Genomic DNA, 22643 nt, shown 5'->3' on the forward strand with positions numbered 1-22643 from the left:
CTACGAGCGCAAGGCCGAACACTTCCTCGCCTTCGTCGGCATCGCCGCAGCCCTCATCTGCCACCGCCGCCTCACCAAATGAAACGATGTCTTAGTCAGTAGAGAGCTGCGGACGCTGAACGCTGCGGGACGACGAAGAGACCACCCGCGCCGGCGCGCTGGGTGGTCTCTTCGGTCCAGGCCGCTTCCTCAGGGGCCCAACAGGCTCCAGGGTCACGGATGTTGCCGCGTGAGCGAAGCGAACTGCCAAGAGTCGTGCGGCCTTTGGCCGCTCGTTCTATCCCGCGTGAGAGCGTGCGACTGGTGAAGAATCCGGAAGGAGCGAGCGTGGCACATCGTCGGTCTTGATGATCTGACCTACACCGATAAACCTGCTAGCTACCAAAATCCCGGCGTCGTGCACAGCGGAGCCAGCATGGCTCGCCGACGCGTCTTCGAGAAGCCACGGAGTGAGGTCCCGTTCGAATGCGTCGACCGCAGTCTTGAGTACGCAACTTTCCGTGGCGATTCCGCAAATATACAGGTCAGTCCACCCATGCCGCCGAACGAGTTCGGAGCCTTCTTCCGAGAATAGGCTATAGATCGTCTTGTCTAGGATAGCCGTTGCCCGCCGCGCGAAATGGAGAAGTTCTGGGACGATATCCGTCTGCGGTGCATCCTGAAGCGCAGTCCAGTGAATCATGCGCTCAAATGGGCTTCCGGGGTAATTTAGATAGCGGGTGAAAATCACGTCACCCCCGTTCCTCTGCCACCGAGAAACAATATCTGCGATCACAGGGATTACAGGCTGAGACGGTTCCCGAATGAAGCCATTTTGCGCATCAACCACTACGAGCACGGCCTTATTTGCGTCCATCTTCACTACCCCTCGCATTCACGTAGCGTTTCCACAGCCTGTGACAAGTGCCTCGCAAGGCCACTAGTTCCCACAACAGCCTCGCGCATGGCCCGATGTTGAGACGTCTCCCGCGGGCGTTCAGTCGTTACTCGTGATCTAATCCCCCTAAGGAACCGCCACCCAAATTCTGGCGGAATTTCGGGATCAATCCCTTTCTCTAGCTGACCCCTTATGTAATCGCAGTATGCCCAAATCGCTTGAACGGTCAGTTCGCAGGCCACTAGATCTTGCTCGGATAGGCCTCGCTCTGGCGCGACCGGGTGATAGACAACACCAGACCATGACGCAAAACCGTGAGAAATTCCCTTGATTCCGAAATCCACCATCTCCGGATGGTTGAATCCCTCGCGCAGGAGTGCCTGTTCGATCAGGGTTGCATGCCCGAACGAATCTCTAGCGTCACTACGGACGTCATCGCGTTCAAGGAGGACACGAGGCATACACATCATGCGTAGCGCCGTTTCCAATTGGATGCCCGACCAGACTGAATGATCCAGCCAATAGAGGCTGAGCACATATGAAGCGCTCAAGCTCTCGACACCGGTTAGCCTGCGCAATTCATTTTGCGCCCAGGACATATTCTCCTCGTAAGAGGCGCGGCGCCAAACGGCTAACTCGGCAACTTGCTCGATGGGTCGATCCTCGACAACGTGATACATGACGACACCGAACGGCCAACTGTAGAGCGTGCATTGTGCGTCAGAGAGTGGGAACTCTGCCCGATGGCAGTCGACCCACTGATCGCTGGCACCGCTCATCCCTTGCGAGTCAACCAGTCTGGCTGCAACGTCCGGACCGACGAAAATCGGAATAAATTTATGACTCCGTAAGCCACAGGCTGACGCTTCCCGATCTAGAGTCCTTGCGTCAAGGTCTCCGAATAGTTCGCGAGTGGACTTACCGAATGCCTCACAGAGTAGGCGCGTATAAAAGTCATCCGGCCGAACGACTCGTCCTGTTTCAATTCGGTACAGGGCTTTTTCGAGCGCGGCTAACCCCGGCGAACTCCACCCCTTGCTCACACAGAGAGAATCCAATGCCTTGGCCAGCCTTGGCCTGCCCCACCCACGCTCACCCCTAAGGCTGATCAATACCTGATTCGGAACTAACCGCTGATCCTTGTCGGCTGTCCCCCTGTCCATACGCCGTGTCCCCCTGTCCATGGACGCGTTGACTGTCCAGCGCTGTCAGCGCCTGTCGTCTGCCGCTGTTCTCTCGCCAGAGGCACGCTCGATGCATGCCAAGTCGACGCTTTGTCAGGAGCCCGCTCGCTCAAGAGCCTCAAGCCGGGCCCGGATCTCTGCCACTTCCACTCGCAGCTTGTCCACCTCGGCACATTCGCACGTGTTGGGGTCGGCCGGCGGAGCATCTGCCACCTCGGGGAGTGCTTTAACGAACGTGCCCTTCCCGGCCACACTTTCGAGGAACCCGGCGCGCTGGAGCTCCTGCACCGCCCCTTGCACTGTCATCTCGGCTACGTCGAACTCGGACGTCAGCTCACGCAGGGACGGGAACTTCGTGCCCACCTCGTACTGCCCTGCGGCCAGTCGCTGTCTGAGCTCATCCAGGATCTGCGCTTTGAGCGGCCTTGCTCCAGTTCGATTGATCGGCATAGCTCCAGGCTACGTCGGGCACCCCAATGCGCACTAGAGGACCGCAGGGGGTTGACGAGCAAGGCACCCTAGTGCACCGTAGTGCACAGCAAGGCACCCAACGGACCGTCGGTGTTACCGCACCAAAGGCCCGTTGGGGCCAACCACCGCAGGAGCAGCCTCCACCGCCAAGCAGACGGCCGCTCCCTGGCCCTCGAAGGGGTACATCCATGATGCCTGCAACTCTCCCGTCCGGTCTTCCGACCCTGCCCGGCCGACGTGTGAATGTCTTCGGCGAGCCGGAGGAAGAGGAGTTCGTTCGGGTCGCGGTTCCGGTCGTGGCGCACCTGTCGTTCGCCGACATGCTCGCCCTGCTGATCGAGTCGGGCGGCCTGGTGTACGCGGAGCTGGACGACGACCAGGCCGTGCGGGATGCGCTGAACTTCGCACTGCTGGCCACCGACGTGGTCATGTTCGAGGACAAGGCCGCCGCCGCCCTGACGGTCCTGCACGGCCGTGGAGAGCGGGACACCGTGAAGTGGGCCCGCGCTCTGGCCGCCACGATCACCCGCGTGTTCGGGGTCGCGGCATGACGAACGCGACGGACGCGCTGTTGGCGCGGGTCGCTCCGAACCCGGCGCCGGTCTTCTCCCTTGCGGAGATGGACCGGCGCCCCGCCGGGGAGGACTTGCCCACGATCCCGATCCTGGGGTTAGAACTGACGGTCGCGGAAGCTGCAGCCGCGCTGTTCGAGACGGCCGCCGACGAACTGTCCGTACCGGTCCCCGACACCGACACCCTGTACGACGCGCTGAACGGCGCGGTAAGGACGCTGGGCCCGGCCGGGATCGCGGGCGTCACACCCCAGTTTGAGGACCTGGACGCCGACCCGGTCGAGTGGCCCGAGGTAGCCGCGTGCCGCCGCTTCGCCTACCGGCTGGCCCTGTCGTTCTGGTACGAGGGAGCCCGCTCCCGTCCGATGACGGCTGGGGAAGTCGGCGTAGCGATCTACCTGTCCAGCCTGGACCGGTACCGCATGGCCGAGTTCCGGGAACTCCCGCGCCGCAAGCTGCTGGTGTCCCGCGCCATCCACGAGGGCGTGACGGCCGTGCCGACCGACACCCTGATCCGACTCGGGGCCGTGATGTCCAGCGAGTTCGGCCGGACCGCCGACCGCGACCGGGACCGCGAGTGGCTGTACAAGCAGGCTCTGCCGGACTACCACCGCCGCCGGTTCGCGTTCGACCTGGTGCGGTGGGACCGGCGCCAGCCCGCCCCCCTGATCGTGCGCCCGGACACTGGCGGCTACCTGGTCGGGCTCACTCCGCCGGCCGCACCTGACGGCCTGTGGCTGCGGTCCGCCCGAACGGAGTGGTAGGCGTGAGCCGCGTTCACCCCCTCAACTCCGCGAAACGGCGCGTGCGCAAGGAACAGCTCGCGCGCCGCCACGGCCAGCACTGCACCTACTGCCGCTGCACGTTTCCCAGCCTGCGCGAGGCCACGCTCGATCACGTCGTGCCGCAGTCGCTCTGGCGTTCCTGGTCGGTCACGTCCCTGATGCTTGCCTGCGTCGACTGCAACCAGGCCAAGGCCGACCGACTGCCGCTCTCGCTCGCCCTGTTGCTGCTGCGGTGGGCCGACCCGAACACGCCGGTCCTCCAGCCGGTCGACTGGCCCCTGCTGGCCCGACTCGCCACCGCCCACCGCACGGCTCTGGCCAGCGTGACGGCCCGCGTCACACCCGACGTCACACCCCGACCAGTCGACCTTGAGTCGACCTCCGACCAGCCCGAATCGACATGCAACTGCCCGTCCGTACGGCAGTCGTCGGCCCGACCCGACTACCCGCGCACACCCCGACCGATCCGGGCGTGTGACGGACCGAACGAAGAGGGGGTTGCCGCGTGAACACCGTGAACGGTCCCGTGAACGGATCGGCCCGACCCGTGAACAGCGCGGTGTTCACCGTGAACACCGCCGTGAACACCGTGAACACCCCGCCCGAACCTCCATCCGCACAGGCGGATCGGGCACCCGCACGTGCGGGCCGCACGCCCGCACGCCCCCCACACGTCGGCTCCGGGGAGGACAAGAAGCCGTCCGCCGCGTCCCGACTGGTCGACATTGCCCGCGAGCGCTACCGGTTCGTGCTGTCCACCGACAGCCGCCCCTACGCGGTCGCCCTGGACGGCTCGAACATCGCGCTCCCGCTACGGGGAAAGACCGGCGTACGACAGCGCCTGGCACGGCAGTTCGCCGACGACTACCCCGGCGAGGTCGCCTCACAGTCGGCACTCGCGGACGCGATGACCGTGCTCGAAGGGATCGCGGAGGACACCGACCCCGTCACCGTGAACCTGCGGGTCGGCCGGGATCCGGCCGGCGCGGTGGTGGTCGACCTCGGCAGCGCGGACGGCCGCGCGGTCGTCGTCTCCGGTCTCGGCTGGCAGGTGGTCGACCGGGCCCCGGTGCTCTTCCGCCGCTCCGGAGCCATGGCGCCGATGCCCGAACCGGTCCTGGACGGCGACGGCTTGGCCAAGCTGCACGCACTGCTGAACATGGACGAGCCGACCTTTCACCAACTCGTCGCATGGCTGGTCGCGGCGTGGATTCCGGAGATCCCGCACCCCGCTCTGGTGTGTAAGGGCGAGCAGGGCACGGGCAAGTCCAAGGCCGCGCAGATGTTCATCAACCTCGTCGACCCGTCCCCTGCCGCCAAACGCAGCCAGCCCCGCGACGAAAAGGCGTGGTCGCGGCAGGCGTTCAGCTCCTGGGCGCTGTGCCTGGACAACGTCAGCACGATCCCGCCCTGGCTGTCAGACACGCTGTGCAAGGCGGTAACCGGCGACGGCGTGGTCGACCGCGCCCTGTACACCGACGACGACGTGGTCGTACTCACCTTCAAACGCGTGCTGGCCATGACCACCATCGACGCCGGAGCTCTCGCGGGCGACCTGGCGGAACGGGTGCTCCTGCTGGACCTGCAACTCATCGATTCCCACCGGCGCCGCTCCGAAGAGGAACTGGACGCCACCTTCGCGGCGGTCCGCCCGGCCGTGCTCGGGGCGCTGTTCGACGTGCTGGCCTGCACGCTGGCCGTACTCCCGTCGGTACGGCTGGAGTCCATGCCCCGCATGGCCGACTTCGCCCGCATCCTCGCCGCGGTCGACCAGTCCCAAGGCTGGAACACCCTGCGCGACTACATCGCCACTTCCGCCAACGTCGCCACCGACGCCATGGAAGGCGACCTGTTCGCCATGGCCATCGCCCACCTGGTCGACCAGGCCGGCATCTGGCAGGGCACCGCCGGGCAGTTGCTCGAAGCACTGCCCGCGCCGTTGGTCCGGCCGCCGAACTGGCCCAAGGACGCCACCCGCGCGAGCGGACGCGTCAAGCGCCTGGCACCGCTGCTGCGGTCCATCGGGATCACCGTGGACGACACGCAACGTAGCCAGGACCGGCACCGCCACCGACTCCTCACCCTCACCCGCGCAGCCCCCGAGGACGATCCAGCGTCCACATCCGAACAGGCCTCCCTCTGGCCGGAGGTGGCCCCGCTCGGGGAAGGCAGAACCCGGCCTGAACAGCCCTGACGTCACCGGAAGACCAGCCGGGCCGGGCCGCATACCAGCGGCCCGGGCACGTCGAAGTTGCGGACGCTAGAGCCGTCCAGCGTCCACAGCGTCCGTCCCAGCGTCCACACTTCTCACTGCCTCTGGCCTGCACAGACTCCAACGTGCGGACGCTGGGACGCTGCGGACGCTGCGATACACCAACTCTCTAGGACAGCGACCGGCACCACTCCCACGCACCGCCACCACGGACACGAGGAGTCAACATCGCCATGGCCACCGAAGAGCCGACCGACCCGCGCGACAGCCTGCGCGGCGGCCTCCCGGACCGCTACCTGACCCCCGAAGACCTGGTCACCATGTTCAGCCTCCCGAGCGTCGAAACCGTCTACCAATGGCGCCGCAAGCGCATCGGCCCGACCGGCTTCCGCGTCGGCCGCTACCTCCGCTTCAACCCCGCCGCCGTAAAGGCCTGGGAGGCCGAACAGACCGCCCGCGCAGACGCCGCCTGAACGGTTGCTAGGTCTAGCACCGGGAGCCGCTAGACCTAGCACCCCCGCTAGCAGCCGATCCCGTACCTGGTCTGCGACCTAGCACCTAGCGCCCCGGCCCCGAGGAACCACCTTCCGGCCCGGATACACCGCCGGACGGCCCGCCCTCGCTCGCTAGACACCCGCCGCCGGCAGGGAGGCAGCGCCCGCGTGGCCAGGGAGGCAGGGAGGACTCCCTGGCAGCCTCCCTGACCCGCCTCCCTCTGCCTGACCAGCACAGACGGCCTCTCAGGGAGGCAGGGAGGCACGCCCCCAGCACCCCCGAAACCCCCTCAGGAAGCCACCCGAGAGCCCCTGTCTCGGCCTCCCTGAGACCCGCCGGGCCTCTGCTACCGGTAGCAACCCCACCCGCTACCGGTAGCAACCCCGCTAGCACCCCAAACCCCAAGTGATCAGGCCTCTAGCAACTAGCAGGCCTGGCCCAGCACACCCCAAATCCGGGCCGACGGAGCTCATCGGACCCCGCCGCACCCTGCTACCGAGAAGGGATCAGCCCCATGGCTGGCCACATCCAAGACCGCTGGTACAAGACCGACACCGACGCCAACGGCAAGTCCACCCGCACCAGGACGGAGCGGCACGGAACGGGCCTGCGCTACCGCGCCCGTTACATCGGGCCCGACGGCACGGAGAAGTCCAAGAGCTTCCCCGATGGACAGAAGCGAGTCGCCGAGAAATGGCTGTCCGGCATTGAGGCCGACATGACGCGGGGCCAGTACATCGACCCGCGCGCCAGTCGGACCACGTTCCAGCAATACGCGGAACGCTGGATTGCAGCCCAGACCACAGACGTGGCGACTCGCACGACCGTCGGGACGCGGCTACGCCTTCACGCCTTCCCGTACATCGGCTCCCGGCCGCTCGGTTCGTTCCATCCCGAGCACATTCGAGGGTGGTCCCACACTCTCGAATCGGCTGGGCTGGCCACGTCGTACCGACGGGCCATCTTCGGCAATGTCTCGTCCGTTTTCAGGGCCGCGGTGGACGATCGGCTCATTGCGCGGAACCCCTGCCGCGCTGGATCGGTCAAGGCCCCGAAGCCCGCCGCCGGCCGCGTACGGCCGTGGACTGTTGACCGCATGCTCGCCACGCGTGCAGCGCTCCCGGAACGCTTTCGGGCAACCACCGATGTAGGAGGAGGCTGCGGACTTCGGCAAGGCGAAATCTTCGGCCTTCCGGTCGACGAGGTGGAGTTCCTGACGGGTTGGCTGCACGTGGGTTACCAGGTGAAGCCGATCAACAGGCATCTGGTCTTCGCGCCGCCGAAGGGCGGAAAGGTCCGCGACGTACCTCTCCCCAAGGGGGTCAGCACCGCCCTCGCTGCTCACATCAAGCGATTCCCGCCCGTAGATGTCACCCTCCCCTGGCGCACTCTGGACGGTCCCCCAGTGACAAAGAAACTGATCTTCATCAACGAGGACGGTTCGGCGCTGCACCGGAACTCCTTCAATCTCAGCGTCTGGAAGCCCGCTCTCGTGGCCGCAGGCGTCATCCCTGAGCCTGGACGGGGCAAGCGGGCCCAAGCATCGCGCGAGGACGGCATGCACGCGCTGAGGCACTTCTACGCCTCCGTGCTGCTGGACGCGGGAGAAAACATCAAGGCTCTGAGCCAGTACCTCGGGCACAGTGATCCGGGATTCACTCTGAAGGTCTACACACATCTCATGCCGAGCAGCGAAAGCCGCACCCGGTCAGCCGTAGACAGCATGTACGAAGCGGCCAGGAAAGCTCACGACGGCCCAGAGACGGCCCAGGCGGCCTGAACGACGCTGCTACCAGCAGCAAACCTGCTGGTAGCAGTACGTTCGGCGTCGCTCCGTCAATAAATCACCATAGACACGTGACGATCCGTCAGTCAGCGGACGTGCTCGGTGACCTGTTGCACACGGCCGGTCGCGCGCGGTTCCTCCACCACGCTCGTCCCGGCGCCCGGCTGCGACTCCCACGTCCAGGTCTCCTCCAGCCGCACCCGGCCGTCGGGCAGTTCCACGACGAGGGACACGCAGTGGCCCGACGCGGTGGTCCCGTCCCGCTTGAGCTGCACGTACCGGAAGTCGAGGCGGTCGCCCTCGCGGGTGCCGACGAGATGTCCGCGGACGACGTCGCCGCCGGCGTAGTCGGCCCAGACCACGCCGTCCTCCTCGTGGTACGTGAACCGGGTGCGGGTGCCCACCTGGCCCGGGGCCTGGTCGGCGACGGGGGCGAGCACGAGGCCGTCGAGCGGTCGCGCCATGGGCGGAGGCTCCCTTACTGAGACGGACGGGGGCGGGCTAGGGTGGCCAACGTAAAGCACTCGCGGGAGCCCGGACGCACCGGGCTGAGAGGGAGGCTGGGCGGCCTCCGACCGTACGAACCTGATCCGGGTCATGCCGGCGAAGGGAGGGGCTGGACGCCCATGCCGTCTGCACGTTCGTCGGACGTCCTCGTCGTCGGGGGCGGGATCATCGGTCTGGTGACGGCCTGGCGGGCCGCGCAGCGCGGGTTCACGACCGCGCTCGTGGACCCCGAGCCGGGCGGCGGCGCCGCGCAGGTCGCGGCCGGGATGCTGGCCGCCGTCACCGAACTGCACTTCGGCGAGGAGACCCTGCTGGGCCTCAACCTCGCCTCCGCGCGCCGCTATCCGGACTTCGCCGCCGAGCTCGCCGAGGCCGCCGGACAGGACCTCGGCTACCGCCGGAGCGGCACGCTGGCCGTCGCGCTGGACTCCGACGACCGCGCCCATCTGCGGGAACTGCACGCGCTCCAGGTCCGCTCGGGGCTGGAGTCGGAGTGGCTGAGCGGCCGTGAGTGCCGCCGTCTGGAACCGATGCTCGCGCCCGGCGTGCGCGGGGGTCTGCGGGTGGACGGCGACCACCAGATCGACCCGCGGCGCCTCGCCGCCGCCCTGGTCACCGCGTGCGAGCGGGCCGGGGTGACCGTGCACCGGACCTGGGCCGAGCGTCTGAGCGTCGTACGGGAGCGGGCGACCGGTGTCGTCACCGCGGACGGCACCGGCCTCGCCGCGGACCGGGTGGTGCTGGCCGGGGGCAGCCTCAGCGGGCGCCTGGCGGGCGTCCCCGAGGACGCCGTGCCGCCGGTGCGCCCGGTCAAGGGGCAGGTGCTGCGGCTGACCGTGCCGCGCCGGTACGCGCCCTTCCTGAACCGCACGGTGCGGGCCGTGGTGCGCGGAAGCCACGTCTACCTGGTGCCGCGCGAGAACGGCGAGCTCGTGGTGGGCGCGACCAGCGAGGAGCTGGGCTGGGACACCACCGTGACGGCGGGCGGCGTGTACGAGCTGCTGCGCGACGCCCACGAGTTGGTCCCCGGGATCACGGAGTTGCCGCTCACCGAGACCCGCGCGGGGCTGCGCCCCGGCTCGCCCGACAACGCGCCGATGCTCGGCCCGAGCGCCCTGGACGGGCTGCTGCTGGCCACCGGGCACCACCGCAACGGTGTGCTCCTGACGCCCGTGACCGGTGACGTGATGGCCCACGTGCTGACCACCGGCGAACTCCCCGCCGAAGCCCGCCCCTTCACCCCCCTGCGCTTCGGCGCCTCGGCCCTCACGGAGCTGCCGGTATGAACATCCTCGTCAACGGGGAGCGGCGGCGGATCGACGCCGGGACCGCTCTCGACACGCTGGTCGCGACCCTCACCGCCTCGTCGTCCGGGGTGGCCGCCGCCCTGAACGAGACCGTCGTCCCGCGCGCGCAGTGGCCGTCCACCGCGCTCGCCGAGGGCGACCGCGTCGAGGTCCTCACCGCCGTCCAAGGAGGCTGACCCATGGCAGACGACCCCTTCGTCCTCGGCGGTACGGTCTTCGCGTCCCGGCTGATCATGGGGACGGGCGGCGCGCCCAGCCTCGACGTGCTGGAGCGCTCCCTGGTGGCGTCCGGCACGGAGCTGACGACGGTCGCGATGCGGCGCGTGGACGCGTCCGTGCACGGCTCGGTCCTGTCGGTGCTGGCCCGGCTGAACATCCGCGTCCTGCCGAACACGGCCGGCTGCTACACCGCGGGCGAGGCCGTGCTGACGGCCCGTCTGGCGCGCGAGGCGCTGGACACCGATCTGGTCAAGCTGGAGGTCATCGCCGACGAGCGCACCCTGCTGCCCGATCCGATCGAGCTGCTCGACGCGGCGGAGACACTGGTCGACGACGGCTTCACCGTGCTGCCGTACACGAACGACGACCCGGTGCTGGCGCGGAAGCTGGAGGACGTCGGCTGTGCGGCGGTCATGCCGCTCGGCTCGCCCATCGGGTCCGGGCTCGGGATCCGCAACCCGCACAACTTCGAGCTGATCGTCGAGAACGCGCGCGTGCCGGTGATCCTGGACGCGGGAGCGGGCACGGCGTCGGACGCCGCGCTCGCCATGGAGCTGGGATGCGCGGGCGTGATGCTGGCCTCGGCGGTGACACGCGCGCAGGAGCCCGTGCTGATGGCGGAGGCCATGCGGCACGCGGTGGAGGCGGGCCGTCTGGCGCGGCGGGCGGGGCGCATCCCGCGGCGGCACTTCGCGACGGCGTCCTCTCCCGTGGAGGGCAGGGCGGTACTGGACCCGGAGCGCCCGGCGTTCTGAGCCCCTTCCCGCCCCGCCTCGGCTTCCGTCCGCCGCGGTTTCCACCCGGCGCCGGTTTCCGTCCGGCGTCGGTTTCCGGCCGCGCGTGCGGTGCGGGTTGTCGCGTTGCGTCCTTGTGGTGACAGACGGGGCATGATCGGACATCCGTGCGACGAACAGATCTTCGTATACCTGGTGAGCGTCACAGCTCGGATGCAGTCGGGGCCCCGAATCGCCCGAACGGGGCGCCGTGACAGTGGTGGCTCGTAGACTCACCTGCGTGGATACGACCCTTCAGGACCCGCTTGTCGGACACGTGCTCGACGGCCGCTATCGCGTCGACGCGCGGATCGCGGTCGGCGGGATGGCCACGGTCTACAGGGCCTTGGACACCCGCCTCGACCGCGTGCTCGCGCTCAAGGTGATGCACCCGACGCTGGCCGCCGACGCCTCGTTCGTCGAGCGGTTCATCCGCGAGGCCAAGTCGGTGGCCCGGCTGGCGCACCCCAACGTGGTGCAGGTCTTCGACCAGGGGGCGGACGGGTCGTACGTCTATCTGGCCATGGAGTACATCGCCGGGTGCACCCTGCGCGACGTGCTGCGCGAGCGCGGCGCCCTCCAGCCGCGGGCCGCGCTCGACATCCTGGAGCCGGTGCTCGCCGCGCTCGGCGCGGCCCACCGCGCCGGGTTCGTACACCGCGACATGAAGCCGGAGAACGTCCTGATAGGGGACGACGGCCGGGTCAAGGTCGCGGACTTCGGGCTGGTCCGCGCCGTGGACACGGTGACGAGCACGACGGGCGCCATCCTCGGCACCGTGTCGTACCTCGCCCCCGAGCAGATCGAGCACGGCACCGCCGACACCCGGGTCGACGTCTACGCCTGCGGTGTCGTCCTCTACGAAATGCTCACCGGCGCCAAGCCGCACACCGCGGACTCCCCCGCCCAGGTGCTCTACCAGCACCTCCACGAGGACGTACCGCCCCCGTCGGCCGTCGTGCCGGGCCTCGCGTACGCGCTCGACGAGCTGGTCACCGCGGCCACGGCCCGCAATCCCGAGCTCCGCCCGGCCGACGCGGTGGCCCTGCTCGGACAGGTCCTCGAAGCGCGCGCCGGCCTCACCGCCGACCGGCTCGACGCGATCCCGCCGGGCGCCCTGTCCGTGGGCCACGACAACGCCGACGACCGTACGAGCGTGATCCCGCGCTCGCTGTCCGTCCCCCGTCTGCTGCCCGTGAACGACGACGACTCCCTCGACCGGACCAGCCGGTTCGAACAGAGCAGCCCGTTCACGACCGACAGCAGCCCCTTCACCACCGCGCCGGTCCAGCAGCGGACCGCGGGCACGCGGCCGCCGCGGCGCGGGATGCTGCTGGTCGTCGCCGCGATCGTGCTGGTGCTCGGCCTCGGCGCGGGTGTCTGGTACATCAACTCGGGCCAGTTCACCAAGGTCCCGCCCGTCCTGGCCAAGACGGAAGCGCAGGCCAGGACCCAGCTCCGGGGCGCCGGGCTCGACGTCAAGCAGGTCAAGCACGCCTACAGCGACACCGTGAAGCGGGGCAGGGTCATCAGCACCGACCCCAATGTCGGCGAGCGCATCCGCGACAACGACTCCGTGACGCTGACCGTCTCCGACGGCCCCCAGACCGTGAAGGTGCCGGACCTCAAGGGCCTCGCCCTGTTCAAGGCCAGGGAAGTGCTCAAGGGCGACGGGCTCGTCGCCGGCATGGTCACGCGCGAGTTCAGCCAGGACGTGACGAGGGGCTTCGTGATCGGTACGGATCCGGCCGCGGGCACCGAGCGGCACTCGGGCTCGGCGATCGCGATCGTGGTGAGCAAGGGCAGCCCGGTGGAACTGCCCGACGTGACCGGCTCGTCGGTCGAGGACGCCACCGCGGAGCTGGAGGGCGCGGGCCTGAAGGTGAAGATCGCCCCGGAGCGGGTCAACTCCGAGTTCGACAAGGGCCAGGTCGCCCAGCAGACGCCGCGCGCGGGCCGTGAGGCCGCCACGGGCGACACGGTGACACTGACTCTCTCCAAGGGCCCCGAGATGATCGAGGTCCCGGACGTCGTGGGCGACAGCGTCGACGACGCGAGGAAAGCCCTGGAGGACGCCGGGTTCAAGGTCGACGAGGACCGCGGGCTCCTCGGGCTCTTCGGCGACACGGTCAAGAAGCAGTCGGTGGACGGCGGCGACACGGCACCCAAGGGCTCGACGATCACGATCCAGATCCGCTGAGCGGATCCGCCGGCGGGCACCCCACGGGTTCCCGCCGGGCACCCCACGGGTCCGCCCGCGGGGTGCCCGGCGGCGCGTGACACCCTGACGGGTGTGACCAGCAAGCAGCTCCGCAACCCCGTCGGCGGCCATGTCCCCGTGGCCGGCGGCCTCAACTCCGTCGGTCTGGCCTACGCCCATGAGCTCGCGGCCGAGACCGTCCAGGTCTTCGTCGCCAACCCGCGCGGCTGGGCGACGCCCGCCGGGAACCCGAAGCAGGACGAGGACTTCCGCGCCGCGTGCGCCGCCGGGTCGATCCCGGCGTACGTGCATGCCCCGTATCTGATCAACTTCGGCTCGCACACCGAGGCGACCGTCGAGAAGTCGGTGGAGTCGCTGCGGCACTCGCTGCGGCGCGGACGGGAGATCGGCGCCCTCGGGGTGGTCGTGCACACCGGGAGCGCCACCGGCGGCCGGGAACGGTCCGTCGCGCTGCGGCAGGTGCGCGACCGGCTGCTGCCGCTGCTGGACGAACTGACCCACGACGACGACCCGTTCCTGCTGCTGGAGTCGACGGCCGGCCAGGGCTCCTCCCTCTGCTCCCGCACCTGGGACTTCGGGCCCTACTTCGAGGCCCTGGACGCGCACCCCAAGCTGGGCGTCTGCCTCGACACCTGCCACATCTTCGCGGCGGGCCACGATCTGACCGGGCCGAGCGGCATGCACCAGACCCTCGATCTGCTGGTCGACACCGTCGGCGAGGGGCGGCTGAAGCTGATCCACGCCAACGACTCCAAGGATGTGGTCGGCGCGCACAAGGACCGCCACGAGAACATCGGCTCCGGCCACATAGGCGAGGACCCGTTCCGCGCCCTGATGACGCACCCCGCCACCGAGGGCGTACCGCTGATCATCGAGACGCCCGGCGGGAAGGAAGGGCACGCCGCGGACGTGGAACGGCTCAAGAAGCTCCGCGACGGTTAGGGCCTGTCTGCCCTAGTCCCGCGACCCTGACGGGAATACCCCAGGGGGGTATGTGGTTCTCTCCGGTACGAAGGACCCGTGACGCGACCCTGGGGGAATTCATGCAGCACGAGGCACACGCCCACGCGGACCAGCACGCACCCGCGGACAACCACGTACCCGCACCGGCACACGCGCACGACCACCACCACGGACCGGCCGCGGCCGGCTGGGCCATGGCCGCCACGGCCACCCTGCACTGCCTCACCGGCTGTGCCATCGGCGAGGTGCTCGGCATGGTGGTGGGCACGGCGCTCGGGTGGGGGAACGTTCCGACAACGGTCCTGGCGATCGCGCTGGCCTTCTTCTTCGGCTACGCGCTCACCCTGCGCGGGGTGCTGCGGGCGGGCGTCGGCTTCCGCACCGCCCTCCGCGTCGCGCTGGCCGCGGACACCCTGTCCATCGCGGTGATGGAGCTGATCGACAACGGCGTCATCGCGCTGTGGCCGGACGCGATGGACGCGCAGCTCGACGACCTGCTGTTCTGGGGATCGCTGCTGATCTCGCTCGCGGTGGCCTTCGCGGTCACGACGCCGGTCAACAAGTGGACGATCGGCCGGGGCAAGGGACACGCCGTGGTGCACCGGTACCACCACTGAGCCGCCGGGACACCGGCAGCGGGGACGCGCGCGGGAGCTCGGGCCGCGGGCTCAGAGTTCGGGGCCGTCCCCGGGTTCCTCCTGGTAGGAGTAGCGCTGTTCGCGCCAGGGGTCACCGACGTTGTGGTAGCCGCGCTCCTCCCAGAAGCCCCGGCGGTCGGCGGTCATGTACTCGACGCCGCGCACCCACTTGGGCCCCTTCCACGCGTACAGATGCGGGACGACCAGGCGCAGCGGGAAGCCGTGCTCCGCCGTCAGCAGCTCGCCGTCCTTGTGGGTGGCGAAGATGGTCCGCTCGGAGGCGAAGTCCGCGAGCCGCAGGTTCGAGCTGAACCCGTACTCCGCCCAGACCATCACATGGGTGACGGCGGGCGCCGGCGGGGCTATCTCCAGGATCGTACGGGCGGGGACGCCACCCCATTCGGCCCCGAGCATGCTGAACTTCGTGACGCAGTGCAGATCGGCGACGACGGAGGCGTACGGGAGGGCGGAGAACTCGTCGTGGCTCCAGCACTGCTTCCCGCCGTCGGCGGTGGCTCCGAAGACCCGGAACTCCCAGCGCTCGGGGCGGAACTTGGGGACGGGGCCGTAGTGCGTGACCGGCCAGCCGCGCTGAAGTCGCTGTCCCGGCGGAAGCTCCGACTGTGCCGTTTCTCCAGATGCGCGCTCCACCGGCTGACCCATGACTCCATCCTGACAGACCGGGAACAGTGCCCATGACCAGCACGGGCAGGATCGGGGCAACTCGGAGTAAGCGTGCACTTACTGGACGCTCCGGTACACCGGTGCAAAAATGCGGCGCAATCTGCCCATCAACCCGCCTGGAAGGAGCCTCTGCGATGCAGGGCGACCCCGAGGTCATCGAATTCCTCAACGAGCAGCTGACCGCCGAGCTGACCGCGATCAACCAGTACTTCCTGCACGCGAAGATGCAGGAGAACTTCGGCTGGACGAAGCTCGCGAAGTACACCCGGCACGAGTCGTTCGACGAGATGAAGCACGCGGAGGTGCTCACCGACCGCATTCTCTTCCTGGACGGCCTGCCGAACTACCAGCGGCTCTTCCACGTCCGGGTGGGGCAGACCGTCACCGAGATGTTCCAGGCCGACCGGCAGGTGGAGGTCGAGGCGATCGACCGCCTCAAGCGCGGGATCGAGGTGATGCGCGCGAAGGGCGACATCACGTCCGCGAACATCTTCGAGTCGATCCTCGAGGACGAGGAGCACCACATCGACTACCTGGACACCCAGCTCGAACTGGTCGAGAAACTCGGCGAGGCGCTCTACATCGCGCAGCTCATCGAGCAGCCGGAGAGCTAGCCGGCCGGAGGGCCGGCAGACGCCCGGAGGCTCAGGCGGCCTCGCGCCCGGCGGTCCCGTACCCGGCGGTCTCGCGCCGCTCGGCCTCGGCCTGTCCGAGGACCTCGGAGAGCACCGGCATGCCCCGGTCGGCCATTTCACGGCGCGGACACGAGCCCCTGCCCAGCAGAGCCTGGATCCGGCGTACGCAGGAACCGCAGTCCGTGCCCGCCTTGGAGGCCGACGCTATCTGCCGAGGAGTGCAGGCGCCGTCCTCCGCATGCTTCTTCACCTGCTGTTCGGTGATCCCGAAGCAACTGCAGACGTACACGCGGTTCACCTCCCGCCGGAATCGTTGGGTCGTGCCGTCCCGATGATCGGTGAGGCTAACCTAACCTTACCCGTCGCACAGGAACCACAAAAGTGGAGTGGGGCGCGGATCGTATGTGATCCGCGCCCCACTTCAGGTGCCCGTAACAGGCGTGACGCCTGTTGATCTCCTACTGGTCGCGGTACATCTCGGCGACGAGGAAGGCCAGGTCGAGGGACTGGCTGCGGTTCAGACGGGGGTCGCAAGCCGTCTCGTAGCGCTGGTGCAGGTCGTCGACGAAGATCTCGTCGCCGCCGCCCACGCACTCGGTGACGTCGTCACCGGTGAGCTCGACGTGGATACCGCCCGGGTGCGTGCCGAGACCCTTGTGGACCTCGAAGAAGCCCTTCACCTCGTCGAGCACGTCGTCGAACCGGCGGGTCTTGTGGCCCGAGGCCGCCTCGAAGGTGTTGCCGTGCATCGGGTCGGTCACCCAGGCCACGGTCGCGCCGGAGGCGGTGACCTTCTCGACCAGCTCGGGCAGCTTGTCGCGGACCTTGTCCGCGCCCATGCGCACGATGAAGGTCAGCCGGCCCGGCTCGCGGTCCGGGTCGAGGCGCTCGATGTACTGCAGCGCCTCCTCGGCCGTCGTCGTCGGGCCCAGCTTGATGCCGACAGGGTTGCGGATCTTCGACGCGAACTCGATGTGCGCCCCGTCGAGCTGACGGGTGCGCTCGCCGATCCACACCATGTGGCCCGAGACGTCGTACAGGTCGCCCGTGCGCGAGTCGACGCGGGTCAGCGCCGACTCGTAGTCGAGGAGCAGCGCCTCGTGCGAGGAGAAGAACTCGACGGTCTTGAACTCCTCCGGGTCGGTGCCGCAGGCCCGCATGAAGTTCATCGCGTTGTCGATCTCACGCGCGAGCTGCTCGTAGCGCTGGCCGGACGGGGAGGACTTCACGAAGTCCTGGTTCCAGGCGTGCACCTGGCGCAGGTCGGCGTAGCCGCCGGTGGTGAAGGCACGCACCAGGTTCAGCGTCGAGGCGGACGCGTTGTACATCCGCTTCAGGCGCTCGGGGTCCGGGATGCGGGACTTCTCGACGAAGTCGAAGCCGTTGACCGAGTCTCCCCGGTATGTCGGCAGGGTCACGCCGTCGCGGGTCTCGGTGCCCTTGGAGCGGGGCTTGGAGTACTGGCCGGCGATCCGGCCGACCTTGACCACCGGCACCGAGGCGGCGTACGTGAGGACGGCGCCCATCTGGAGCAGCGTCTTGAGCTTGTTGCGGATGTGGTCGGCCGACACGGCGTCGAAGGCCTCGGCGCAGTCGCCGCCCTGGAGAAGGAACGCCTCTCCCTTGGCGACGGACGCCATCCGGGCGCGCAGCTGGTCGCACTCGCCCGCGAAGACGAGCGGCGGATACGACGCGAGGTCCGCGATCACATCGCGCAGAGCCTCGGCATCGGGGTACTCGGGCTGCTGCGCCGCGGGCAGGTTTCGCCAGGTGTTGCCAGCGCTCGCGCTGGACTTAGCGTTCACGGTCACCCGGACAACATTACGGGGTCGTGTCGGGCGTCCCGTCCACATGCTCATCAAGTGAGACGAACCGCGCTCGATCGGTGACTCTCCGGGCGGGCACCGCGAACGGTCGCGGCGCCCGCCCGGAGACGGGACGGGGGCCCTAGTCCACGTCGAGGCGGTCGCGGTCGATGGAGATCCGCACCCCGCCGTGGGTCTCGGTCGTGTCGCCCACGTACTGGTGGACGCGCTGGTGCTTGGACCACAGGGCCGAGGGGATCGAGGAGTCGGACGTGCTCGACACACGGTTCCAGCGGGCGAAGTGGATCACGTCGGGCAGGGTGAGCCGGCTCTTGTTGGCGATCAGGTCGGACACCAGGGACGAGGTGTTGCCGTACGCGCCGGAGCGGTAGCCGAGCGCGTGCAGGCGCACGGTGTACGCCTGGAGGTAGGCGAGCACCGAGTCGGTGACCTTGCCTCCGGGCTCGTAGTGCTCCAGGTCGAGATAGAGCACCGAGCCCTTGCCGAAGCCCAGCGCGGCCGCCTGCTTGACGGCGTCGTCGGCGCCGGCGGTGCCCTGCGACACCGGGCTGGTGATCGCCGCGCAGCCGCCTCCGCAGCTCCCGCCGTCGGAGGAGGGCTGCCGGCCGACGTACAGCGGGAAGAACCGCCAGCCGTTCGTGTACTGCGTCCGTACCCAGCCGGCGGTCAGGTGCTGCTGGGCGCAGGCGCGGTTGATGCCACCGATGTAGACACCGATGGCGCCGTACGGGGAGTCGTCGCGCCAGGCGTTCATCGCCGACTGGCTCGGGGCGGTGCAGGCGTCGAAGCCCTCGCCGCGGAAGGAGGTCGCGTCCTTCGGCAGCGCGGCCACCGCGCGCTGCCGCGCGGGTTCCTCGCGCCGGGCGGCGGCGACGGGCAGTCCGGCGCTGCTCAGGACGTCCTGGATGCGCGCGCGGTCGTATCCGTAGGCCGCGGTGACGGCGATGCGGTCGGCGGTGGCCCGGTAGGTGCGGGCCACCGGGTTCTCGGTGACGGCCCGGGGGGCCACGGGGGCGGGCTGGACCAGCAGCGCCTCGGTACGGCCGCTGGCCCTGGCCGGGCAGTTCTGGTCGGTGCCCGGGGTGCCGAGGTAGACGGCGTGCCGGTCGAAGCGGACGCAGGTGTCGGGGTGTTTCTTCAGGTCCACGATCCGCCAGGAGTCGGGCACGGTGAAGATGTAGCCGCGGTAGGCGACCTGGGTCAGGTCCTCGGTGTCGCTCGGAAGCGGTGCGGAGCTCGCGGGGACGAGCGGTCCGGCGGCGAGGGCGGCCGCCGCGAGCAGCACGGTCAGGGCGCGGGCGCCGGTCCGGCGGGTCTGGGACGAACGGCTTGCGTGCATGGTTCTCGTTTCTCGGTGCGTTCGGGCTGTCTGGCCATCCATGGCCGGTGACCGGACGGTAGGAACGCCCCGCGGGGCCGTTTCACGCTGTTGCCGCCCCCCACCGTCGGGTAAGGTGCGGCGCATGTTCGCGCATTCGAACCAGAACTGGTGGTGGACCGCTCATCCGGCGGCCCACTGACTGCGCGTAGACACACGACTTCGCGAAGGCCGCCCGAGGGGCGGCCTTCGGTGTTCGCGGACCCGGGTCGTTCCTCTCCGAGATGCACGATTCGAGAGAAGGACCGCACCCGATGAATCTGCTCGACCTACTGGACGATCCCCGTCCCTTCGCCCTGCTGCGCCGCCGCACGCCGGGCCGCGACCACGACGTGGTCGAACTGCTGCTGGGGCCGGTGCGCGAGTTGGAGCGCCTCGCCGACATCCCCGACGAGGGTCTCGCCCTCATCCCGTTCCGGCAGATCCGGGAGCGCGGTTTCGACGTGCGCGACGACGGCACCCCACTCGCGGTGCTCGTCCCCGAGGAACGCCGTGAACTGCCCCTCGCCGAGGTGCTGGCCCAGCTCCCGGCCCACGACGTCCGGGTCGAGGGCGGCGGCTTCGACGTCGGTGACGAGGAGTACTCCGGGATCGTCGAGCGGGTGCTGCGCGAGGAGATCGGGCGCGGCGAGGGCGCCAACTTCGTGATCCGGCGGACGTACGAGGGCCGCATCCCGGGGTTCGGACGGGCGGACGCCCTGGCGCTGTTCCGCCGGTTGCTGACGGGCGAGCGGGGCGCTTACTGGACGTTCGTGGTGCACACCGGGGAGCGGACGCTGGTCGGGGCGAGCCCGGAGGTGCATGTGCGGATGTCCGCCGGGACGGTCGTGATGAACCCGATCAGCGGGACGTACCGCTACCCGGCCGGGGGGCCGACGCCCGAGGACCTGCTCGCGTTCCTCGCCGACGGCAAGGAGATCGAGGAGCTCTCGATGGTCGTCGACGAGGAGCTCAAGATGATGTGCACGGTCGGGGACATGGGCGGGGTGGTGATCGGGCCGCGGCTCAAGGAGATGGCCCATCTCGCGCACACCGAGTACGAGTTGCGGGGCCGCTCCTCGCTGGACGTGCGGGACGTGCTGCGGGAGACCATGTTCGCGGCGACCGTCACCGGCTCGCCCGTGCAGAACGCCTGCCGTGTCATCGAGCGTCACGAGGTCGGCGGGCGCGGCTACTACGCGGGGGCGCTGGCCCTGGTCGGGCGGCAGCGGGAGGACGGGCCGAACGCCGGCCCCGAGGCACAGACCCTCGACTCCCCGATCCTCATCCGCACGGCCGACATCGACGCCGAGGGCCGACTGCGGGTGCCGGTCGGCGCCACCCTGGTGCGGGGATCGGACCCGGCGGGCGAGGTCGCCGAGACTCACGCCAAGGCGGCGGGTGTGCTCGCCGCGCTGGGGGTGCGGCCCGGCCGGCCGCGCCCGGACGGCGCCCGGCCGCGGCTGGGCGACGATCCTCGGGTGCGGGCGTCGCTGGACGGACGGCGGGCCTCGCTGGCGCCGTTCTGGCTGCGGATGCAGGAGCGTTCCCGGGAACTCGCCGGGCACGCGCTGGTCGTGGACGCCGAGGACACCTTCACGGCGATGCTCGCGCACGTCCTGCGGTCGTCCGGGCTCGAGGTGACGGTACGCCGCTACGACGAACCGGGACTGCGCGACGTGGTGCGCGCGCACGAGGGGCCGGTGGTGCTCGGCCCGGGTCCCGGCGATCCCTCCGACGGGGCGGATCCCAAGATGCGTTTTCTGCGCGGCCTTGCCGCCGAGGTGCTGCGTGAGCACCGGCACGGCGTTCTCGGTGTCTGTCTCGGGCACGAGCTGATCGCGGCCGAGCTGGGGCTGGAGATCGTCCGCAAGGACGTGCCGTACCAGGGCGCGCAGACCCGTATCGACCTCTTCGGGCGGGCCGAGACCGTCGGCTTCTACAACAGCTTCGTGGCGCGCTGCGACGACGAGGCGCTGGCGGAGCTGTCCGCGCACGGCGTCGAGGTCAGCCGGGCCGCGAACGGCGAGGTGCACGCGCTGCGGGGTCCCGGCTTCGCGGGCGTGCAGTTCCACCCGGAGTCGGTGCTGACGCTCGACGGCGCGGCCGTGGTGCGGGAGCTGACGGGTCAGCTCCGGGGCACGAGCACGTTCTCCGAGCGGCGGCCCTCGGTGTAGTCGAGGACGTTCGCGGCGGTCGCGTCGACGATCTGGCCCACGGCGTCCCGGGTGTAGTACGCCTGGTGCGAGGTGACCAGGACGTTCGGGAAGGTGACCAGGCGGGCCAGGGTGTCGTCCTCGACGGTTTCGAGGGACTTGTCGAGGAAGAACAGTCCGGCTTCCGCCTCGTACACGTCGAGGCCGACGCCCGTGAAGCGGCCCTCGCGCAGTTCGGCGACGAGGGCCTGGCTGTCGATCAGGCCGCCGCGGCTGGAGTTCACCAGGATCGCGTCGTCCTTCATGACGCGCAGGGCGTCGGCGTCGATGAGGTGCTGCGTCTGCGGCATCAGCGGGACGTGCAGGGTGACGAGGTCGGACTCGGCGAGCAGGCGCTCCTTGGAGACGTACCGCATGCCGAGTCCGAGGCACTCCGGGTTCTCGACGATGTCCCAGCCGAGCAGGTTCATGCCGAAGCCGTGGGCGATCCGGGCGAAGGCCTCGCCGATCTTCCCCGTGCCGACGACTCCCGCGGTGCGGCCGTGCATGTCACGGCCCATCAGCCCTTGGAGGCGGAAGTCGAAGTCGCGGGTGCGGTTGGCGGCGCGCACGATACGGCGGTTGACGGCCATGCCGAGGGTCCAGGCGAACTCGGCCACCGAGTAGGGCGAGTAGGAGGAGACCCGGGCGACCGTCATGCCGAGGCGCTCGGCGACGTCGAGGTCGATGTTGTTGAACCCGGTGGAGCGCTGGGCGACGAGCTGGGTGCCGCCGGCCGCCAGGGTCTGCAGAACGCGGTGGCCCAGGGCGCAGTTGACGCTGGTGGACACGACCTCGTAGCCGGCGGCGATGGGCGCGGTGTCCTCGCTGAGGAAGACGTCGAGGCAGCGGACTTCGTGGCGTCCCGCGAAGGCCTTCTCGAGCAGGGGCTTCTCGTCGGACTGGACGCCGAACGCCAGAATCTCCACCGGTCTC

The 22643-nt window shown here is 69.3% G+C and carries 23 protein-coding genes and 1 riboswitch; of the genes, 15 read left to right on the plus strand and 8 right to left on the minus strand.

Annotation, left to right across the window (positions count from 1 at the left end):
* Nucleotides 1-277: 277 nt before the first annotated feature.
* Nucleotides 278-874 (minus strand): cysteine hydrolase, encoded by a 597-nt coding sequence (locus ACWEBX_RS26795; RefSeq protein WP_451887366.1) that lies wholly within the window; start codon nucleotides 872-874, stop codon nucleotides 278-280.
* Between the two features lie 1280 nt (nucleotides 875-2154).
* On the minus strand, nucleotides 2155-2511 hold the full coding sequence (locus ACWEBX_RS26800; RefSeq protein ID WP_451887367.1) for a GntR family transcriptional regulator: 357 nt from the start codon (nucleotides 2509-2511) through the stop codon (nucleotides 2155-2157).
* 209 nt (nucleotides 2512-2720) lie between these two features.
* On the opposite strand from ACWEBX_RS26800, the gene ACWEBX_RS26805 reads away from it, so the two are divergent.
* From ACWEBX_RS26805 to ACWEBX_RS26830, 6 genes are all read left to right on the plus strand, one after another.
* Nucleotides 2721-3083, plus strand: a complete 363-nt coding sequence (locus tag ACWEBX_RS26805; protein WP_451887368.1) for a hypothetical protein — start codon at nucleotides 2721-2723, stop codon at nucleotides 3081-3083.
* Nucleotides 3080-3868, plus strand: coding sequence for a hypothetical protein (locus ACWEBX_RS26810; protein WP_451887369.1), 789 nt, complete (start codon nucleotides 3080-3082; stop codon nucleotides 3866-3868). The genes ACWEBX_RS26805 and ACWEBX_RS26810 overlap by 4 nt, the downstream gene beginning before the upstream one ends.
* Nucleotides 3869-3870: 2 nt before the next feature.
* Nucleotides 3871-4398: an HNH endonuclease gene (locus tag ACWEBX_RS26815; RefSeq protein WP_451887370.1), complete on the plus strand. Its 528-nt coding sequence runs from the start codon at nucleotides 3871-3873 to the stop codon at nucleotides 4396-4398.
* A complete protein-coding gene (locus ACWEBX_RS26820) occupies nucleotides 4395-6083 on the plus strand; it encodes an ATP-binding protein (RefSeq protein WP_451887371.1) in 1689 nt (562 codons plus the stop codon). The genes ACWEBX_RS26815 and ACWEBX_RS26820 overlap by 4 nt, the downstream gene beginning before the upstream one ends.
* Nucleotides 6084-6334: 251 nt before the next feature.
* The gene (locus ACWEBX_RS26825) at nucleotides 6335-6574 is read left to right on the plus strand and encodes a helix-turn-helix transcriptional regulator (RefSeq protein WP_451887372.1); all 240 of its coding nucleotides are present in this window, start codon (nucleotides 6335-6337) and stop codon (nucleotides 6572-6574) included.
* Nucleotides 6575-7110: 536 nt separating this feature from the next.
* The gene (locus ACWEBX_RS26830) at nucleotides 7111-8376 is read left to right on the plus strand and encodes a tyrosine-type recombinase/integrase (RefSeq protein ID WP_451887373.1); all 1266 of its coding nucleotides are present in this window, start codon (nucleotides 7111-7113) and stop codon (nucleotides 8374-8376) included.
* A 92-nt stretch (nucleotides 8377-8468) separates the two neighbouring features.
* On the opposite strand, the gene ACWEBX_RS26835 is transcribed toward ACWEBX_RS26830, so the two are convergent.
* Nucleotides 8469-8846 carry a hypothetical protein gene (locus ACWEBX_RS26835; RefSeq protein ID WP_384784808.1) on the minus strand — a complete coding sequence of 126 codons (378 nt, stop codon included), beginning with the start codon at nucleotides 8844-8846 and terminating at the stop codon, nucleotides 8469-8471.
* Between the two features lie 52 nt (nucleotides 8847-8898).
* A riboswitch (TPP riboswitch) is annotated at nucleotides 8899-9011 on the plus strand.
* On the opposite strand from ACWEBX_RS26835, the gene thiO reads away from it, so the two are divergent.
* The 6 genes from thiO to ACWEBX_RS26865 all read left to right on the plus strand — a co-directional run bounded on the left by thiO (nucleotide 9009) and on the right by ACWEBX_RS26865 (nucleotide 14989).
* Nucleotides 9009-10175, plus strand: coding sequence for a glycine oxidase ThiO (thiO, locus tag ACWEBX_RS26840; RefSeq protein WP_451887374.1), 1167 nt, complete (start codon nucleotides 9009-9011; stop codon nucleotides 10173-10175). Its footprint overlaps the riboswitch before it by 3 nt.
* Nucleotides 10172-10372 (plus strand): sulfur carrier protein ThiS, encoded by a 201-nt coding sequence (gene thiS / locus ACWEBX_RS26845; RefSeq protein ID WP_451887375.1) that lies wholly within the window; start codon nucleotides 10172-10174, stop codon nucleotides 10370-10372. The genes thiO and thiS overlap by 4 nt, the downstream gene beginning before the upstream one ends.
* A gap of 3 nt (nucleotides 10373-10375) precedes the next feature.
* Complete coding sequence (locus ACWEBX_RS26850) at nucleotides 10376-11170, plus strand: thiazole synthase (RefSeq protein WP_451887376.1); 795 nt, start codon at nucleotides 10376-10378, stop codon at nucleotides 11168-11170.
* 259 nt (nucleotides 11171-11429) lie between these two features.
* Complete coding sequence (pknB, locus tag ACWEBX_RS26855) at nucleotides 11430-13388, plus strand: Stk1 family PASTA domain-containing Ser/Thr kinase (RefSeq protein WP_451887377.1); 1959 nt, start codon at nucleotides 11430-11432, stop codon at nucleotides 13386-13388.
* Between the two features lie 93 nt (nucleotides 13389-13481).
* Nucleotides 13482-14351 (plus strand): deoxyribonuclease IV, encoded by an 870-nt coding sequence (locus ACWEBX_RS26860; RefSeq protein WP_451887378.1) that lies wholly within the window; start codon nucleotides 13482-13484, stop codon nucleotides 14349-14351.
* 101 nt (nucleotides 14352-14452) lie between these two features.
* On the plus strand, nucleotides 14453-14989 hold the full coding sequence (locus ACWEBX_RS26865; protein ID WP_451887379.1) for a DUF4396 domain-containing protein: 537 nt from the start codon (nucleotides 14453-14455) through the stop codon (nucleotides 14987-14989).
* A 51-nt stretch (nucleotides 14990-15040) separates the two neighbouring features.
* On the opposite strand, the gene ACWEBX_RS26870 is transcribed toward ACWEBX_RS26865, so the two are convergent.
* Nucleotides 15041-15673 (minus strand): sulfite oxidase-like oxidoreductase, encoded by a 633-nt coding sequence (locus tag ACWEBX_RS26870; protein ID WP_451887380.1) that lies wholly within the window; start codon nucleotides 15671-15673, stop codon nucleotides 15041-15043.
* 155 nt (nucleotides 15674-15828) lie between these two features.
* On the opposite strand from ACWEBX_RS26870, the gene bfr reads away from it, so the two are divergent.
* Entirely contained in the window at nucleotides 15829-16308 is a 480-nt protein-coding gene (gene bfr, locus ACWEBX_RS26875) for a bacterioferritin (protein ID WP_037623273.1), read from the plus strand.
* Between the two features lie 31 nt (nucleotides 16309-16339).
* Here the strand turns inward: bfr and ACWEBX_RS26880 are convergent, their stop codons facing one another.
* From ACWEBX_RS26880 to ACWEBX_RS26890, 3 genes are all read right to left on the minus strand, one after another.
* A complete protein-coding gene (locus tag ACWEBX_RS26880; protein WP_451887381.1) occupies nucleotides 16340-16627 on the minus strand; it encodes a (2Fe-2S)-binding protein in 288 nt (95 codons plus the stop codon).
* A 160-nt stretch (nucleotides 16628-16787) separates the two neighbouring features.
* Nucleotides 16788-18140 carry a class II 3-deoxy-7-phosphoheptulonate synthase gene (locus ACWEBX_RS26885; RefSeq protein WP_451887382.1) on the minus strand — a complete coding sequence of 451 codons (1353 nt, stop codon included), beginning with the start codon at nucleotides 18138-18140 and terminating at the stop codon, nucleotides 16788-16790.
* Nucleotides 18141-18276: 136 nt separating this feature from the next.
* Nucleotides 18277-19494, minus strand: a complete 1218-nt coding sequence (locus ACWEBX_RS26890) for a glycoside hydrolase domain-containing protein (RefSeq protein ID WP_451887383.1) — start codon at nucleotides 19492-19494, stop codon at nucleotides 18277-18279.
* Nucleotides 19495-19618: 124 nt separating this feature from the next.
* Between ACWEBX_RS26890 and ACWEBX_RS26895 the strand changes: the two genes are divergently transcribed.
* On the plus strand, nucleotides 19619-19675 hold the full coding sequence (locus tag ACWEBX_RS26895) for a trp operon leader peptide (protein ID WP_101392327.1): 57 nt from the start codon (nucleotides 19619-19621) through the stop codon (nucleotides 19673-19675).
* A gap of 112 nt (nucleotides 19676-19787) precedes the next feature.
* Nucleotides 19788-21689, plus strand: coding sequence for an anthranilate synthase family protein (locus tag ACWEBX_RS26900; RefSeq protein WP_451887384.1), 1902 nt, complete (start codon nucleotides 19788-19790; stop codon nucleotides 21687-21689).
* Here ACWEBX_RS26900 and ACWEBX_RS26905 read toward each other — a convergent pair.
* A complete protein-coding gene (locus ACWEBX_RS26905; RefSeq protein ID WP_451887385.1) occupies nucleotides 21641-22636 on the minus strand; it encodes a 2-hydroxyacid dehydrogenase in 996 nt (331 codons plus the stop codon). The two genes, ACWEBX_RS26900 and ACWEBX_RS26905, sit on opposite strands and share 49 nt — an antisense overlap.
* Nucleotides 22637-22643 lie beyond the last annotated feature (7 nt).

It is taken from the genome of Streptomyces sp. NPDC005070, assembly GCF_053600395.1.

Coding starts and splice junctions, on each gene's coding strand:
- ACWEBX_RS26890 (WP_451887383.1), bottom strand. CDS start 19,494: ATGCACGCAAGCCGTTCGTCCCAGACCCGCCGGACCGGCGCCCGCGCC.
- ACWEBX_RS26835 (WP_384784808.1), bottom strand. CDS start 8,846: ATGGCGCGACCGCTCGACGGCCTCGTGCTCGCCCCCGTCGCCGACCAG.
- ACWEBX_RS26810 (WP_451887369.1), top strand. CDS start 3,080: ATGACGAACGCGACGGACGCGCTGTTGGCGCGGGTCGCTCCGAACCCG.
- ACWEBX_RS26870 (WP_451887380.1), bottom strand. CDS start 15,673: ATGGGTCAGCCGGTGGAGCGCGCATCTGGAGAAACGGCACAGTCGGAG.
- ACWEBX_RS26850 (WP_451887376.1), top strand. CDS start 10,376: ATGGCAGACGACCCCTTCGTCCTCGGCGGTACGGTCTTCGCGTCCCGG.
- ACWEBX_RS26795 (WP_451887366.1), bottom strand. CDS start 874: ATGCGAGGGGTAGTGAAGATGGACGCAAATAAGGCCGTGCTCGTAGTG.
- thiS (WP_451887375.1), top strand. CDS start 10,172: ATGAACATCCTCGTCAACGGGGAGCGGCGGCGGATCGACGCCGGGACC.
- ACWEBX_RS26800 (WP_451887367.1), bottom strand. CDS start 2,511: ATGCCGATCAATCGAACTGGAGCAAGGCCGCTCAAAGCGCAGATCCTG.
- ACWEBX_RS26830 (WP_451887373.1), top strand. CDS start 7,111: ATGGCTGGCCACATCCAAGACCGCTGGTACAAGACCGACACCGACGCC.
- ACWEBX_RS26805 (WP_451887368.1), top strand. CDS start 2,721: ATGATGCCTGCAACTCTCCCGTCCGGTCTTCCGACCCTGCCCGGCCGA.
- bfr (WP_037623273.1), top strand. CDS start 15,829: ATGCAGGGCGACCCCGAGGTCATCGAATTCCTCAACGAGCAGCTGACC.
- thiO (WP_451887374.1), top strand. CDS start 9,009: ATGCCGTCTGCACGTTCGTCGGACGTCCTCGTCGTCGGGGGCGGGATC.
- ACWEBX_RS26825 (WP_451887372.1), top strand. CDS start 6,335: ATGGCCACCGAAGAGCCGACCGACCCGCGCGACAGCCTGCGCGGCGGC.
- ACWEBX_RS26900 (WP_451887384.1), top strand. CDS start 19,788: ATGAATCTGCTCGACCTACTGGACGATCCCCGTCCCTTCGCCCTGCTG.
- ACWEBX_RS26865 (WP_451887379.1), top strand. CDS start 14,453: ATGCAGCACGAGGCACACGCCCACGCGGACCAGCACGCACCCGCGGAC.